Source organism: Phreatobacter sp. (assembly GCF_052440005.1).
Taxonomy (GTDB): Bacteria; Pseudomonadota; Alphaproteobacteria; order Rhizobiales; family Phreatobacteraceae; genus Phreatobacter.
On sequence record NZ_JBQVQL010000100.1, the window covers coordinates 1 to 14,953 of the forward strand.

Here is a 14,953-nt window from a genome sequence, read left to right on the forward strand (position 1 = left end):
GGCGTCTTGCCGGCGCCGCCGACGGTGGGGTTGCCGATGCAGATCACGGGCACGGCGGCGCGGGTGCCGGGACGGCGCATGCGGGCGAGGGTGAGGGCGCCCACGGCCGCGCCGAGGGGCGCCAGCAACCGGCCGGCCAGCGCGTCCGGGTCGGACCAGAAGGCGGGCGCCTTCACGGCCGGGGCTCCATCATCCGCCCCTGACAGCGAGGGACAGGAAATAGGGCTCGATGGCGGCGAGCGTGCGCTCCAGCGCGCCGCCGAGGCTGGCGACCGTCTCGCCGGCGGCCTCGCGCTGGCGCAGGCGCTCGTGCTGGTCGGTGAGCAGCAGAAGGGCCGCCGATGCGAGCTCCCCGGCATCCGTCACCTGGCGCGCCGCCTGGTTGTCGGCGAGGGCGGCATAGACGGCGGCGAAGTTGAAGACGTTGGGGCCGTGCAGGATGGCGGCGCCGAGCTTGCCGGGCTCGATGGGGTTCTGGCCGCCGTGGCGGATCAGCGAGCCGCCGAGGAAAGCGACGGGCGCCGCGCGGTAGAAGAGCCCCATCTCCCCCAGCGTATCGGCGACGTAAACGGCATGACGCGTCTTGGGCAGTTCGCCGCGGGAGCGCTGGCACGCCTGCAGGCCCGCCGCCTCGGCAAGGGCGGCGATGGCGTCGCCGCGCTCCGGGTGTCGCGGCGCGATGATGGTGAGGAGGTTCGACAGGCGCGGCGCCATCATGCGGTGCGCCTCGAGCACGATCTCGTCCTCGCCCTCATGGGTGGAGGCGGCGAGGAAGACCGGCCGGCGGCCGATGGCGCCGGCGAGCGCCATGGCGGCCTCCGGCTCGGCCTCGGGGGCCGGCACGTCGAACTTGAGGTTGCCGGTGGTAGACACGCGCGGCGCGCCGAGCGCCTCGACCCGGCGGGCATCGTCGACGGTCTGCATCAGGCACAGCTCAAAGCGCGAGAACAACGCCTTGATGGAGCGGGGAACGCGCTGCCAGCCGCGGAAGGAGCGCTCCGACATGCGCCCGTTCACCTGGATCAGCGGGGTGCCCCGGGCGGTGGTGCGCAGGATGAGGTTCGGCCAGAGCTCGGATTCGGCGAAGATGGCGAGGTCCGGCCGCCAGTGGTTCAGGAAGCGCTCGATGAAGGCCGGAACGTCCCAGGGCATGAACTGGTGGATGGCTCCCGCCGGCAGGCGGCGGGCGGCGAGCGCGGCGGCGGTGCGTGTGACCGTGGTGACGAGGACGGTGACGTCGCGTGCCTGCAGGCGCTCGACGAGGGGAATGATGGAGAGAAGCTCGCCGACGCTCGCCCCGTGCAGCCAGATGAGACGCCCGGACGGGCGGTCCTCGGTGGCGAAGCCGCGCCGCTCCTGGACCCGCTCGGGATCCTCCTTGCCACGCTTCAGCCGGCTGCGGGCGAGCAGCGGCGCCGCGGGTCCCAGGAGCGCCGTCAGGCGGCCATAGGCGCGCAGCGTCAGCGGTGTGCGGATCGGGCGCTCACGCATCGGCCTGCCCGGATGCGGGGGCGGCCGGCCGGCGGGTGGCGGCGGCGGCGTCGCGGTCACGCTCCAGCCGGGCGACGACCTCCTGCGGCCAGAGCAGGGGTTCGGCCCGTCCCTCGGCGATGTCGTAGGCCCGGGCGGTGGCGGCGTTCAGCGCCGCCTCGACGTCCCTGCGATATCTCTCCAGCGTGGCCTGGTCGGCCCCGGCCGGCACCCAGATGGGCGGGCCGGCGACGGCGGCGCCGCGCGAGAAAGGCAGGTTGACGCTCGCCTTGTCCCAGGATTTCAGATCGATGCGCCGGGCGGTCGCTACCGCGATGGGCAGGATGGGGCGTCCGCTCTGCTTGGCCAGCATGACGATGCCGAGGCCTGCCCGCTTGGCGATCTTCGGCACGTCGGCGGTGAGCGCGACGGTCTCGCCGTCGGCGAGAGCCTCGAGCATCTGGAAATAGGCGCTGACGCCACCCTTGCGGGCGAACTGGCCCTTGTGGTCACCGGAGCCGCGAATGGTGCGCACGCCGAGCTTCTCGGCGGCGATGGCGTTCATCTCGCCGTCGGCCGAGCGCGAGATCAGCACAGCCGCGCGGTATTGCGGACGTTTCACGAAGGGCGAGAGGAAGTGCTGGCCGTGCCACATCGCGAAGATGACGGGCAGGTTGTCGTCGGCGTAGTCGTAGATGTTGGGCGGGTCGAGCCTGAAGCGGCCCGTGCGCCAGACCAGGCGCAGGTAGCCGGCGAGCAGCGAGCCCGCCGCCGACCGCACCCGCTCGGAGCGCGCCAGACGCTTGAGGAAGGACACCGGTCCCGGGGCCGCCGGTCAGGCCGCGTCCGGATCGAGCAGGCGGTGCAGGTGAACGATGAAGTAGCGCATGTGCGCATTGTCCACGGTCTGCTGGGCCTTGCCCTTCCAGGCGGCGTGAGCGGTGGCGTAATTCGGATAGATGCCGACGATGTCGAGCTTGGAAAGGTCACGGAACTCGTTGCCGTCCAGCCGCGTCAGCTCGCCGCCGAACACCAGGTGCGGGAGTTGCTTGGACTCGCCCGTCGCAGTCATGATGATGGTCTTCCCCTCAGCTCGTCCCGCCGCGGCGGCGCTCTTCCGCGGCGATCTGCCGAAGAAGCCCATGCAGCGGAAAACCGGCACAAACGAGCGGAAAATGCGTGGGAACCGGCCTGTTGTAGCAGGGCACGGTCCCGTCGAGGCCGGTCAGTGATGCTCCTGCTTCGTGCACCAAAAGATCGGCCGCCGCAAGGTCCCAGTCGTGGCTCTGGCCGCCGGCGAAACCGGCGTCGATCTCGCCCGCCGCCACCTTGGCGAAGCGGAGCGCGAGGGAATGGATCTTCGGCAAAGCGAGCGCCCCGGCCTTCTCGGCCCTGACCGTCATGGGCTTCGGCCCCGCCACCACCGCGCCCTCGACACTGTCGCGGCCGAGGGCGGCAAGCGGACGGCCGGAGACGCTAGCGCCGTGGCCGAGCGCAGCGATGAAGGTGCGGCCCGCCACGGGTTCGGCGAGCGCGGCGGCCACCGGCCGGCCGTCCCGCACCACGGCGAGCGAGATGGTCCAGTCCGGCAGGCCGGCGGCGAAGGCACGGGTGCCGTCGATGGGATCGACGATGAAGACCTCGCGCCTGTCGAGGCGGGAGGGATCGTCGGCCGTCTCCTCCGACAGCCAGCCGAAGCCGGGGCGCGCCTCCCCGAGGCGGCGCTTCAGGAAGCGGTCGACGGCGATGTCGGCCTCGGTCACCGGCGAGGCGCCGGCCTTGGTCCAGCTGCGCATGCCGCGCCGGGCGAAGTCGAGCGCCATGGCGCCGGCCTCCTCGGCCAGCGTCTCCAGGAGGTCGCGCAGGACGAGGTCGTCAGCGTCCGGCAACGGTGAGCCCCTCCACCAGCACGGTCGGGGCATCGGTGCCGCGCCGGAAGACGAGGTCGTCGGCAGGGGTGAGGCTGGCAAACATATCGACGAGGTTGCCGGCAATGGTGATCTCGGCGACCGGATAGGCGAGCTCGCCGTTCTCGATCCAGTAGCCGGAGCAGCCGCGGGAATAGTCGCCGGTGACCATGTTGACGCCGCTGCCGATCATGTCGGTGACGTAGAGCCCGTCCTTGATGGCGCCGATCATGTCGGCCGGGCTGACCGTGCCAGCGGCGAGGTGGAGGTTGGTCGCGCCCGGCGAGGGAGGCCCGCCGGTGCCGCGGCTGGCGTGGCCTGTGGTCCTGAGGCCGAGCTCGGCGGCGGTGGCGCTGTCGAGGAGCCAGCTCGTCAGCACGCCGTCCTCCACCAGGGTCAGCGGGCGCGCGGTGACGCCCTCGCCGTCGAAGGGGCGGGAGCGCAGGCCGCGGCGGCGCAGCGGGTCGTCGATGATCATGACGCCGGGCCGGAACAGGCGCTGGCCGAGCTTCTCGCGCAGGAAGGAGGTCTTGCGGGCCACCGCCTGGCCGTTGGCGGCGGCGGCGAGATAGGAGGGAAAGCTCGCCGCGGTGCGCTGGTCGAAGATCACCGGCACCTTGCGGGTGTCGACCTTGCGGGGAGCGAGGCGGCGGACCGCGCGCTCGCCGGCATTGCGGCCGATGGCTTCCGGATCGTCCAGGTCAGCGCGGTGGCGCACGCCGCTGTAATCGTAGTCGCGCTCCATGCCGGTGCCCTCGCCGGCGATGGCGGTGACCGAGAAGGAGGTGGAGGAGCCGAGCGTCGCGCCCTCGAAGCCGGTGGAGGTGACAAGGGCGAAGCCGCCGATGCCGGCCCCCGCATCGGCGCCGCCCGACTTGGTGACGCCCTTCACGGCGAGGGCGGCCGCCTCGGCGCGGCGGGCGAGGTCCTCGAGGTCGGCGACGGCCGTCATCACGGGATCGATGAGGTCGAGGTCCGCCCAGTCGCGGGCGAGGTCGGCCGGATCGGCGAGCCGGGCATAGGGATCCTCGGGGGCGACGCGGGCGATGGCGACGGCGCGCTCGGCCAGCGCCTCGACGTTCTCGCGCGGGTCATTGGAGGAGACGGAGGCGCTGCGGCGGCCGACGAAGACGCGCAGGCCGATGTCGTCGCCCTCGGAACGCTCGGAGCTCTCCACCTTGCCGTCGCGCAGCTGCACGCCGACCGAGACGCCGCGCACGGCCATGACGTCGGCGGCGTCGGCGCCGGCCTTGCGGGCCGCAGCGACGAGGCGGCGGCCTTGCTCGAGAAGCAGGCCGGTATCGAGGAGATCGGACATGAAGGGCCTTCGGCGCGAACGGGGGGCTCCCCTCGTGTAGGCATCGCGCGCGCCGGTTTCAAGGCAGGGCCGGTGCCGGGGGCGCGGCGATCAGGCTTCGTTCATCCTGTTCGGCAAGGAGCGCGCAACCACACCTCCCAAGCATTGGGAAAGCACATCGCCCAAGGCTTTCTCAAGCATGCGCGAAGGTCTTCAACTGTCGCGATCGGATTGAGGTCCGCTTAACCGTCCAGCTTAAGCGGTCCGACAAGAAATGCTGCGACAGTCCTCCCAACGACGGGGCGAGAGCCGGTTTGAGCCGGCCGAAGACCCCAAGGGAGCATGCAAGTGTTGCGTCAGACAGAACCCGGCGTCCTCGCCGCCGGGATCGGGGCTTCTTTGCGCCTCGATCCCGCCCAGCTGCCCACCCGCTACGCCGCGCCCGACAGGGGCGCCGACGGCGGCCAGCGGTCCATCGACCTCCATGCCGACCGGGTGGTGATCCGCCGCACGGCCAGCGGCGCCCGGATGAAGCTGCAGCTTCCCGTCTCGGCCTATCGCGGCGTCGCGGTCAGGGTGAGCGAGGACGCCTCGCAGGCGACGGACAGCGTCGAGGTGGTGCTGGTCCATGCCGACCCGGCCCTCAGCGTGCCGCTGGTCTCCATGGCGGATGCCGACGACGTGGTCGCCGACTGGCAGCTCTGGGGCGTGGCGCTGCGCATGCCCCTCCTCATCGAGGACGCCGACGGGGCGATGCGCGAGGCCTTCCCGCGCATGGGCGCCGTCATGATCGGCAAGCCCCGCCCGCGCCGGCGCCGCCGTTCCACCCTCAAGGACCGCCGTCCCTCGGCCCTGATGCGCCGCAAGGCCTGCGACGGCATCGCCGGCCGCCCGGTCTATCGCGAGCGCGAGATCATCGCCCGCACCTGATCTCTCGCAGAACTGTGACCGGTGCGGCGCCCTCCCGGCGCAGCCCTGATGTTGCCACCGACCGGTGCCACAGCTATGGCCTTGACCTTGCCCTCGCGGCGATCTTGAGGAACCAGCCATGCTGTCGCGCAGACATTTCATCGAAGGCTCGGCCGCTCTCGGCCTGGTCGCCGCTTTCGCTCCGGCGGCGCTGGCCCAGCGGCGCACCCAGACCGAGACGGTCGACGTCGCCCAGCTCATGCAGCCGGGCCCGCTCGGCGACGTCTGGCTCGGCAAGGCCGATGCGCCGGTCACCATCGTCGAATACGCTTCCCTCACCTGCGGCCATTGCGCCAGCTTCCATACGGGGACGCTGCCCGAGCTGAAGAAGAAGTACATCGAGACCGGCAAGGTGCGCCTCGTGTTCCGCGAGTTCGCGCTGAACCAGCTCGACGCCGCCGTCTACATGCTCACCCGCTGCGCCCTCAACGCCGACGGCAAGGCCGGCGAGGGCGTCGACCAGGCGCGCTACTTCGCGCTCATCGACGTGTTCTTCCAGCAGCAGCGCAACTGGGCTTTCGGCGGCAATCCGCTCGAGGCGGTCACCGCCATCACCCGCCAGGCCGGCATGACGCAGGCGCAGTTCGAGGCCTGCCTCAACAACCAGGCGATCCTCGACGCGCTCAACGCCACGCGCGAGCGGGCGGCCTCGGCCTTCGGGGTGGAATCGACGCCGACCTTCTTCGTCAACGGCAAGCGCGTTCTCGGGGCCCAGCCGGCCTCCGAGTTCGAGAAGATCATCGACCCGCTGCTGCCGGCCTGATCCGGCGTTCGCGTTTTCGGTTTCTGGAAGCCGCCGGGTCCGCCCGGCGGCTTTTTTTCTTGGGCGAGGCAAGTCGCGGCGGGCGGTCGCACTTGTTCAGAGGGACCAGATCGCCCTGGCGCACGGCGCATTGCACTACCCCAAGTGCGTCCTTCGAGGCTCACCCTGCGGGCTCGCACCTCAGGATGAGGAGGGTGGGTGATCTGCATCAGGGTTCGCATGAGGTTCGGTTGTCCGCGACCGCTCGCCGCCATGCAGGACGCCGACCTCCTCATCCTGAGGTGCGAGCCCAACGGGCGAGGCTCGGACGCACTTCGATTCTGCCGAGCTATTGTTTGTCGAGCCGGAACACAGCCGACGACGAAGAGCCGGGGCGGAATCCGCGTCGAAAACGAAAAACCGCCGGGAGCGACCCGGCGGCTTACGAGAGGGGGGCGGGCGGAGCCCAGATCTCAGTTCAGCTTGGCCTTGATCTCGGCGATGCCGGCGGTCAGCAGCTTGTCGCCGCCGGAGCCGCGGGCCATGTCGGCGAGCACCGAACCGGCCGCAGCGGTGGCGACGTCGGCGGCGGCGGCGCGCACGTCGGCGATGGCCTGGGCCTCGGCCTGGGCGATCTTGGTCTCCGCCATCTTGGTGCGGCGGGCGACGAATTCCTCGATCTTGGCCTTGCCTTCGGCGGCGAGGCGCTCGGCGTCGGCCTTGGCGGCCGTGACGATGTCGCGGGCCTCCTGCTCGGCGCTCTGCTGACGCCGGCGGTAGTCGGCGACGATGGCCTCGGCCTCCTCGCGCAGGCGCTTGGCCTCGGCGAGTTCGGCGGCGATGCGGTTGGAGCGCGCGTCGAGGGCGTTCACGAGCTTGGTGTGGGCGCCCATCTTCCAGGCGATGGCGAAGAAGATGATGAGGCCGATCCAGATCGGCAGATATTCGCTCATCCGGGCCTCCTCAGCGCTTCAGGGCGGCGTCGACCGCCGCTTCGAGACGACCCGCGTCGGCGCCGGCACCGGCGAGGCGCTCGACGATGGCCTGGGCGGTATCGACCGCGATGGAGCGGACGTTGCCCATGGCCGCCGTGCGGGCGGCCCCGATCTGCGCCTCGGCCGCCGAGAGGTCGGTGGCGAGCTTGGCCTCGAGGGCCTTGCGCTCGGCATCGGCCTCGGCGGTGATCTTGGCGCGGGTCTCGGCGGCGATCGCCTGCGAGCTGGCGCGCGCTTCCGCGAGCGCCTTCTCATAGGAGAGGGTGGCCGCGTCGGCCTCGGCCTTCATCGCCTGCGCCGCCGCGAGATCCCCGGCGATGCGGCTGGCCCGCTCCTCGAGAATTCCGCCGATGCGCGGCGCGATGAAGCGCGACATCAGGTAGTAGAGCAGGCCAAAGGCGATCGCCAGCCAGAGCAGCTGCGAACCGTAGGTTTCCACGCGAAAGGCCGGGAAACCGCCCTTGGATGGGACCTGGGTCCCGGAAGTGGTGTTCGTCGCCATTGCGGGACCCTATCGGCGCGATCGGGCGGGAAGCGCCGTCACACGCGAAACGAGAGCCGGCCGAAGCCGGGCGGGAACGCCGGAGCGACCGCGGACCGGGACCCGATGGGGCCCCGGCGCGGTCGATGCGTCCGCCGCGGATCAGACCACGAAGAGCAGGACGAGGGCGACGACGAGCGCGAAGATGCCGAGACCTTCAGCGAGGGCCGCGCCGACGATGGCGTTGGTGAACTGGCCGGCCGCAGCCGACGGATTGCGCAGGGCGCCGGCAACGAAGTTGCCGAAGATGTTGCCCACGCCCATGGCCGCGAGGCCCATGCCGAGGCAAGCGAGACCAGCGCCGAGGAACTTGGCTGCAACCGGATCCATTTTGAACTCCTGTGAGGTGTTGGGAGCGAAGGGAGGATGAGGGACCTGCCGTCACCGATGATCAGTGATGGCCAGGATGGAGGGCGTCGTTGAGGTAGATGCAGGTCAGGATGGTGAAGACATAGGCCTGCAGGACAGCGACGAGCAGTTCGAGCGCGGTGAGCGCGGTGATCATCAGCACGGGCAGGGTGGCGCCGAGCATGCCGAGGGCGCCGGCACCCGCCATGGCGGTGACGAAGCCGGCGAAGACCTTCAGCGCGATGTGACCGGCGGTCATGTTGCCGAAGAGACGAAGGGAGAGCGAGATCGGACGGGAGATGAAGGAGATCACCTCGATCACGACGATCAGCGGCAGGATCACCTTCGGCAGGCCCGAGGGCGCGAAGAGCGCGAACCAGTGGGTGCCGTGCTTCCAGATGCCGTAGATGATGACGGTGGAGATCACCAGCAGCGCCAGGGCGGCGGTGACGATGATGTGGCTCGTGACCGTGAAGGCGCCGGGCACCATGCCGATCAGGTTGGCGAAGAGCACGAACATGAAGAGCGAGAAGACGAGGGGGAAGAACTTCATCCCCTCGGTGCCGGCCGTCTGTCGGACCGTTCCGGCGACGAATTCGTAGGCGAGCTCGGCCATGGACTGCATGCGCGTCGGCACGAGGCGGCGGCCGGAGGTGGTCAGCAGCAGGAAGGCCGCCGTCACGCCGACGATGATGAACATGTGCAGGGCGGAATTGGTGAAGGAGAAATCACCCGTGCCAACCCGGATCGGAACGATGGGGACGAGCTCGAACTGTTTGATCGGATCGGCCATCGCCGGTCTGCTCCCGCATGCGGTCTAGTCGAGGGTCGGAACGGCCTCTCAGCCTTCCCGATTGGCCCGCTGCGCCGACCGGACGAGATTGTAGATCCCCGTCGCGAAGCCCAGCAGAAGAAACACGATGAGACCCCAGGGACGCGTCCCGGCGAAACGGTCCACCAGCCAGCCGATCAGCGCTCCGGCCAGGACGCCGGAGACGAAATCGGCCGAGAAGCGGAAGAGCTTCACCAGCCCGGACGGCTCCTGGGCCGCCCGGCCGTCCGGCGCTGCTCCCGAGGATCGCTCGCGCTCGATGGCTTCGAGCCGGGATTCAAGGGCGCGCCGCCGCGCGTCGAGGTCGGAGTCCGGGGAAGACGTCCCCGGCGTCTTGCCGTCGTTTTCGCCACCTGACGCCATCGCCAGCCTCCTCGGCCGGCTCGTCGTCAGGGCTCAACGACGGTAGGTCGCCGGACTGCCACCCCCCGAAAGCCGGGCACACCTATAGTGATGCCACGAAAACGTGTCAAGGACGGGACGAAACAATATAAATCATTGGAATATCTTGGCTATTTCGCCCTCGCGACAATTGTGCGGCCTGCTCTGCGACATCGACGGCGCAGTGCAGCATCTATCGGGCAACGCTCGCCTTTCGCCAGCGGCGCGAGCCCTGGGCCTCAGCCGCGCGCCATGCGGGCGACGACGGAGGCGCGGTTCTCCACCCCGAGCTTCTCGAAGATGTGGATGACGTGTGTCTTGACGGTGGCCAGGCTGATGGCGAGGGCGTCGGCGATGTCGCGGTTGGTGCGGCCGGCGCAGATCAGCCCCACGACCTCCTGCTCACGGGCGGTGAGGCCGTGGTCATCGGCAGCCGCGGCGGGGGGCAGGTTGAACTCGATATAGGCATGGGCGGCGCGGGCGGCGGCGAGATCGCCGGGGCGGGCGGCGCGGCCCGCCGGCCAGGTGAGGCAGAGGCCGGCGGTGATCCGCCCCTCGCGGCGGAAGAACAGCTCGACCATGTCGCCGATGCCGTGGGCGGCGCAGGCGGCGGCATAGGCGGCACCCTCCGGGGCCCGCGGCCGGACCACGTCGGCGGAGAGGCAGGAGACGGTGCGGTCGGTGTGGCGCAGGCGGCGGGCGTGGAAGGGATCGACCTCGTGCAGGCGGCCGACATAGTCGCGGTGGAAGCCGCGGAGGTCCTCGTCCATGTGGAAGTCGTGCAGGTTGCAGTCGGCGTCGACGCGGTAGAAGGCACAGCTTCCCGCGTGGAGCAGGGTCTTGGCGAAGTGCATGGCCGCGGCGACGGCATGGGGCGTGCTGGACATCGAGGGGCCCGTCCGGACGTGGTGACGCGTGCGATGCGAGCAAGAAGCACGCCAGCGCCATGGTGCGGGCCGGCGCCGATCCCGGTCAACCGAAAGGTCGATTGCCCGGGACGAGCCGCCGGAGGACGATCCCGCCGTCCAGCGGAGGGAGCAACCATGGCGTCCGAGAGCACCGTCGCGGCCGGGGCCGCCCCGGTCCACCCGCTCGATCCCCTGTCGACGGCCGAGATCGCCGCCGCCCGCGCCATCCTGATGGAGAGGAAGGCGCTGCCGGAGACGACGCGCTTCGCCACCCTGCAGCTCGACGAGCCGCTGAAGGCGGAGATCGCCGGCTGGGCCCCCGGCCGCCCGATCCGCCGCCGCGCCTTCGCGGTGACCATCGACACCGCCACCGGCGCCGTGCACGAGGCCCTGGTCGACATCGGCGAGGCATCCGTCATCGCCTTCGCGACGCGCGACACGATGGCCGCGCCCTACGGCCAGCCTGCGGTGATCATCGAGGAGTTCTTCAAGGCCGGCGACATCGTCAAGGCCGATCCGGGCTGGCGGGCGGCCATGCACCGCCGCGGCCTGACCGATGCGGAGATCGCCCTCGTCCAGGTCGATCCCTTCTCCGCCGGCTATTTCGGCCGCGAGGCCGAGCTCGGCCGTCGCCTCGTCAGCGCGGTGAGCTACTGGCGCGAACACGTCAACGACAACGGCTACGCCTCGCCGATCGAGGGCGTCGTCGCCCTGGTCGATCTCGTCGAGAACCGCGTCGTCCATCTCGTCGACGAGGCCGAAATCGTCCCGATCCCGAAGAAGCGCCGGAACTACGACCGCGGTTCGCTGCCCAGCCCCCGCACCGACCTCAAGCCCCTCAACATCGTGCAGCCGGAGGGTCCGAGCTTCACGGTCGACGGCTGGAAGGTCACCTGGCAGAACTGGTCGTTCCGCCTCGGATTCACGCCCCGCGAAGGCCTGGTGCTGCACCAGCTCGGCATCACCGACCAGGGCCGCCTGCGCCCCATCATGCACCGCGCCAGCGTCACCGAGATGGTGGTCCCCTATGCCGACCCGACCACGAACCATTTCTGGAAGAGCGCCTTCGACGCGGGCGAATATGGCCTCGGCAAGCTCGCCAATGCGCTCGAGCTCGGCTGCGACTGCCTCGGCCTGATCCGCTATTTCGACGTGCCGATGGCGGACGACGCCGGCAATCCCATCGTCATGCCCAACGCCATCTGCATGCACGAGGAGGACTACGGCCTCCTGTGGAAGCACTACGAGCTGCGCACCGGCGTCTTCGAGGCGCGGCGGTCGCGCCGCCTCGTCATCTCCTTCTTCGCCACAGTCGGCAATTACGACTACGGCTTCTACTGGTACCTCTACCAGGACGGCACGATCCAGCTGGAGGCCAAGCTCACCGGCATCATCCAGACGGCGGCGGTGGCGCCGGGGAAGCCCTATCCCTGGGGCGGCATGGTGGACGAGGGCCTCGGCGGGCCGACCCACCAGCACTTCTTCAACGTGCGCATGCACATGGCCCTCGACGGCGAGGGCAACACGGTGACCGAGCACGAATTCGTGCCGCGGCCCTGGGGCACCGACAATCCCTACGGCAACGTCTTCGACACGACGTCGCGGGTGCTGTCGAACGAGCGGGACGCCGCCCGCGAGGCGGACGGCAAGACCGGCCGCTACTGGAAGATCACCAACCCCAACGTGGCCAACAGCGTCGGCAAGCCCACCGGCTACAAGCTGATCGTGCAGCCAAGCCCGCTCATGCTGGCGCAGGAGGGCTCGACGGTGGCGCAGCGCGGCGGCTTCGCCAGCAAGCACGTCTGGGTAACGCCCTTCGATCCGGCTGAAAAATACGCCAGCGGCGACTATCCCAACCAGCATGCGGGCGGCGACGGCCTGCCGGCCTATGTGAAGCAGGGCCGCTCGATCGAGAATGCCGACCTCGTGGTCTGGCACTCCTTCGGCCACACCCACGTGTGCAAGCCGGAGGATTTCCCGGTCATGCCGATGGAATATGCCGGCTTCATGCTGAAGCCCAACGGCTTCTTCGCCGAGAACCCCGCCATGGACCTGCCCGCGGAGACCAACCACGCCAGCGTGCAGGACGGGGCGGGCAAGGGCGAGGCCGGGAGCTGCTGCTGCGGGTGAGGGCTGGTCCATCCGCAACTGCAACCTCCCGTCAGACCGACCTCTCCGTCATGGCCGGGCTCGTCCCGGCCATCCACGACTTGAACACCGCAGCCCGATGATTGGTCGTGGATACCCGGCACAAGGCCGGGCATGACGCGGGGGTGGCAGTGGAATGCCCGGACGGGCTGTGGGCGCGCCCGGGGTGGCAAGCCGAGCTTATTCGGCGGCCGTCTTCGGCGCCCGGCGCCGGGTCCCTGCGCCCTTGGCGCCGCGAGCCTTGCTCGCCGTCATGTAGGACCGCAGCACCGCATTGATGTGGGTCTGGTAGGGTCCTTTCTGCGCCTTGAAGAAGTCCAACACATCCTCGTCCAGGCGGATTGATATGGCCGTCTTGCGCGGCGGAGGAGTCCATTCAGACACCTTGCCGACGAAGACCAGCGTCGAATTGGCGAGGTCGAAATCGGAGTCGGGGTCCTCGGCGATGGCGCGCCCGATGTCCTCGTCGGTCATGGCGCGGACGCGCTCCCAGTCGGTCTCATCCTTGAGTTTACCCGACCGGATATCCTCCAACGTGACGCGTGTAATCTTCTCTTTCATCGGGTCTTGCCGGCCTCGCGGAAATGATCCGCTTGGCCTCTCCTCTCGGGGTCCAGACAACGGCAACGAGTCGGTGCCTCAGCGGGCCTATCGTGATCCAACGCTCCTCGTCGCGGTCTGACCGCCTGAGCGCGGCAGGGACAAAAAACACGGAGATGGCGATCCGGAAATCGATCCCGTGTTTCTCGATATTGGCGAGACGCTTGTTCTCGTCCCATTCGAATTCCATGATGATCCCCAACGAACGCCGCCGGATCTAGTCCCCATTGCCCGGGTCATCCGTTTCGTCCGTCTCATCATGGTCAGCGGGCAGGACTACGTTTGTATATACGATAGCGGACACACAGTCGAGTCCTTGATCGTCGTCCGCCTTGTATGCGCTCCGCCCGCGCCTGCCGGGTTGCACCAACACGGGTCGTCACCACCCGGCGAGGCCGCAGGCCGAGGGAAGGGAGTCCAGGGGACGAGGGGCAGCGCCTTTTGGCCGCTGGATTTCCTTCCCCTCGCTCCGCTCGGCCAGGAATGACGACAGGTGCAACGCCGCCGCGACGCGCGATCAGATTTAACCGCAGTTGCCGAACATGCCGGAGGATTACAGGACCAGCGTCACGTTGTCAAGGATTTTGGTCCTATTCGACATGATGATGCTAGTTGGCTTGCTCCGCCTTCTCCGTCATGGCCGGGCTCGTCCCGGCCATCCACGACTTGAACACCGTGGAATGACGATAAGGCGTGGATGCCCGGCCCAAGGCCGGGCATGACGGGTGGAGGGTCGGGAGCAAGAGCAGTCAACGGAGGAGGGGCCGAAGCCGCCCCCTCACTCCGCGGCGATGAGCTGCTCGGCGCGCCCGAGATCCACGCTCACCAGCGTCGAGACGCCGCGCTCGGCCATGGTGACGCCGAACAGGCGGTCCATGCGGCTCATGGTGATGGGATTGTGGGTGATGACGACGAAGCGCGTGTCGGTGGTGCGCGCCATCTCGTCGAGCAGGTCGCAGTAGCGCTCGACATTGGCGTCGTCGAGCGGCGCGTCGACCTCGTCCAGCACGCAGATCGGCGCGGGATTGGTGAGGAAGACGGCGAAGATCAGCGCGATGGCGGTCAGCGCCTGCTCGCCGCCGGAGAGCAGCGACAGGGTCTGCGGCTTCTTGCCCGGCGGCTTGGCGAGGATGTCGAGGCCGGCCTCCAGCGGATCGTCGGATTCGACCAGCTGAAGCTCGGCCGTGCCGCCGCCGAAGAGGGTGGTGAAGAGGCGCTGGAAGTTCTCGTTGACGGTGGCGAAGGAGGCGAGGAGGCGCTCGCGGCCCTCGCGGTTGAGCGAGCCGATGCCGGCGCGCAGCTTCTTGATGGCCTCGACCAGGTCGTCGCGCTCGGCGACCATGCCGTCGAACTGCGCCTGGACCTCGGTCAGCTCGTCGTCGGCGCGCAGGTTGACGCCGCCGAGGCGCTCGCGCTCCCGGCGGAATCCGTCGAGCTGGTCCTCGATCCGACGGGCCTCGGGGAGCGCCGCGTCGATGGCGAGGCCGGCGATGCGCAGGAGGGCCTGGGGCTCGGCCTCGAACTTCTCGGCGATCTCGGCGCCGATCTCCTGGAGGCGCTGGCGGGCGGCCTCGAGGCGCGCCTCGGTGCGGGCGAAGGCCTCGCGGGCCGCGGTCATGGCGTCGAGGGCGGCCCGCGCCGCGCGATCCGCTGCGGCAAGGGCCGTCTCGCCGGCGGCGAGGGCATCGGCTGCGGCGCGCTGGGCCGCCTCGCCCTCCTGGATGCGGGCGATAATCTCGCGGCGCTGCACGGCGAAGGTGTCGGGGGCTTCCGCCAGGGTCTTCGCCTCGGTGCGCGCCTCGGCGAGGCGCTGGT

At 69.7% G+C, this 14,953-nt stretch carries 17 protein-coding genes and 1 pseudogene; 3 read left to right on the forward strand and 15 right to left on the reverse strand.

Annotated features, from left to right (window positions below; translation table 11 throughout):
- The 6 genes from ACT6XY_RS19300 to ACT6XY_RS19325 form a co-directional block, all read right to left on the reverse strand.
- Positions 1 to 176 (reverse strand): tetraacyldisaccharide 4'-kinase (locus tag ACT6XY_RS19300; protein ID WP_444749946.1); only part of this gene is annotated, 176 nt, incomplete at its 3' end.
- A 13-nt stretch (positions 177 to 189) separates the two neighbouring features.
- A complete protein-coding gene (locus ACT6XY_RS19305; RefSeq protein WP_444749931.1) occupies positions 190 to 1,491 on the reverse strand; it encodes a 3-deoxy-D-manno-octulosonic acid transferase in 1,302 nt (433 codons plus the stop codon).
- Positions 1,484 to 2,287 (reverse strand): lysophospholipid acyltransferase family protein, encoded by an 804-nt coding sequence (locus ACT6XY_RS19310; RefSeq protein WP_444749932.1) that lies wholly within the window; start codon positions 2,285 to 2,287, stop codon positions 1,484 to 1,486. Before ACT6XY_RS19310 ends, ACT6XY_RS19305 begins: the two co-directional genes overlap by 8 nt.
- 18 nt (positions 2,288 to 2,305) lie before the next feature.
- A complete protein-coding gene (locus ACT6XY_RS19315; RefSeq protein ID WP_444749933.1) occupies positions 2,306 to 2,542 on the reverse strand; it encodes a DUF4170 domain-containing protein in 237 nt (78 codons plus the stop codon).
- A 16-nt stretch (positions 2,543 to 2,558) separates the two neighbouring features.
- A complete protein-coding gene (locus ACT6XY_RS19320) occupies positions 2,559 to 3,359 on the reverse strand; it encodes a 3'(2'),5'-bisphosphate nucleotidase CysQ (protein ID WP_444749934.1) in 801 nt (266 codons plus the stop codon).
- Complete coding sequence (locus ACT6XY_RS19325) at positions 3,346 to 4,695, reverse strand: TldD/PmbA family protein (protein ID WP_444749935.1); 1,350 nt, start codon at positions 4,693 to 4,695, stop codon at positions 3,346 to 3,348. The genes ACT6XY_RS19320 and ACT6XY_RS19325 overlap by 14 nt, the downstream gene beginning before the upstream one ends.
- Before the next feature lie 327 nt (positions 4,696 to 5,022).
- Between ACT6XY_RS19325 and ACT6XY_RS19330 the strand changes: the two genes are divergently transcribed.
- Complete coding sequence (locus ACT6XY_RS19330) at positions 5,023 to 5,604, forward strand: DUF6101 family protein (protein ID WP_444749936.1); 582 nt, start codon at positions 5,023 to 5,025, stop codon at positions 5,602 to 5,604.
- A 118-nt stretch (positions 5,605 to 5,722) separates the two neighbouring features.
- Positions 5,723 to 6,406 (forward strand): DsbA family protein, encoded by a 684-nt coding sequence (locus tag ACT6XY_RS19335; protein ID WP_444749937.1) that lies wholly within the window; start codon positions 5,723 to 5,725, stop codon positions 6,404 to 6,406.
- 452 nt (positions 6,407 to 6,858) lie between these two features.
- On the opposite strand, the gene ACT6XY_RS19340 is transcribed toward ACT6XY_RS19335, so the two are convergent.
- From ACT6XY_RS19340 to ACT6XY_RS19365, 6 genes are all read right to left on the reverse strand, one after another.
- Complete coding sequence (locus ACT6XY_RS19340; protein ID WP_444749938.1) at positions 6,859 to 7,338, reverse strand: F0F1 ATP synthase subunit B family protein; 480 nt, start codon at positions 7,336 to 7,338, stop codon at positions 6,859 to 6,861.
- A gap of 10 nt (positions 7,339 to 7,348) precedes the next feature.
- The gene (locus tag ACT6XY_RS19345) at positions 7,349 to 7,882 is read right to left on the reverse strand and encodes a F0F1 ATP synthase subunit B family protein (RefSeq protein ID WP_444749939.1); all 534 of its coding nucleotides are present in this window, start codon (positions 7,880 to 7,882) and stop codon (positions 7,349 to 7,351) included.
- A 141-nt stretch (positions 7,883 to 8,023) separates the two neighbouring features.
- Complete coding sequence (locus ACT6XY_RS19350) at positions 8,024 to 8,251, reverse strand: F0F1 ATP synthase subunit C (RefSeq protein ID WP_106750262.1); 228 nt, start codon at positions 8,249 to 8,251, stop codon at positions 8,024 to 8,026.
- A 61-nt stretch (positions 8,252 to 8,312) separates the two neighbouring features.
- Positions 8,313 to 9,062 carry a F0F1 ATP synthase subunit A gene (locus ACT6XY_RS19355; RefSeq protein ID WP_444749940.1) on the reverse strand — a complete coding sequence of 250 codons (750 nt, stop codon included), beginning with the start codon at positions 9,060 to 9,062 and terminating at the stop codon, positions 8,313 to 8,315.
- Between the two features lie 48 nt (positions 9,063 to 9,110).
- Positions 9,111 to 9,464: an AtpZ/AtpI family protein gene (locus ACT6XY_RS19360; protein WP_444749941.1), complete on the reverse strand. Its 354-nt coding sequence runs from the start codon at positions 9,462 to 9,464 to the stop codon at positions 9,111 to 9,113.
- Positions 9,465 to 9,721: 257 nt separating this feature from the next.
- Positions 9,722 to 10,369: a response regulator transcription factor gene (locus tag ACT6XY_RS19365; RefSeq protein ID WP_444749942.1), complete on the reverse strand. Its 648-nt coding sequence runs from the start codon at positions 10,367 to 10,369 to the stop codon at positions 9,722 to 9,724.
- A 156-nt stretch (positions 10,370 to 10,525) separates the two neighbouring features.
- On the opposite strand from ACT6XY_RS19365, the gene ACT6XY_RS19370 reads away from it, so the two are divergent.
- Complete coding sequence (locus ACT6XY_RS19370; RefSeq protein ID WP_444749943.1) at positions 10,526 to 12,520, forward strand: primary-amine oxidase; 1,995 nt, start codon at positions 10,526 to 10,528, stop codon at positions 12,518 to 12,520.
- 198 nt (positions 12,521 to 12,718) lie between these two features.
- Here the strand turns inward: ACT6XY_RS19370 and ACT6XY_RS19375 are convergent, their stop codons facing one another.
- The 3 genes and pseudogenes from ACT6XY_RS19375 to ACT6XY_RS19385 form a co-directional block, all read right to left on the reverse strand.
- Positions 12,719 to 13,012, reverse strand: coding sequence for a BrnA antitoxin family protein (locus ACT6XY_RS19375; protein ID WP_444749944.1), 294 nt, complete (start codon positions 13,010 to 13,012; stop codon positions 12,719 to 12,721).
- A 37-nt stretch (positions 13,013 to 13,049) separates the two neighbouring features.
- Positions 13,050 to 13,328 (reverse strand): BrnT family toxin, encoded by a 279-nt coding sequence (locus tag ACT6XY_RS19380; RefSeq protein ID WP_444749945.1) that lies wholly within the window; start codon positions 13,326 to 13,328, stop codon positions 13,050 to 13,052.
- Between the two features lie 588 nt (positions 13,329 to 13,916).
- Positions 13,917 to 14,953 (reverse strand): annotated as a pseudogene (locus ACT6XY_RS19385) (chromosome segregation protein SMC); the annotation flags it as partial.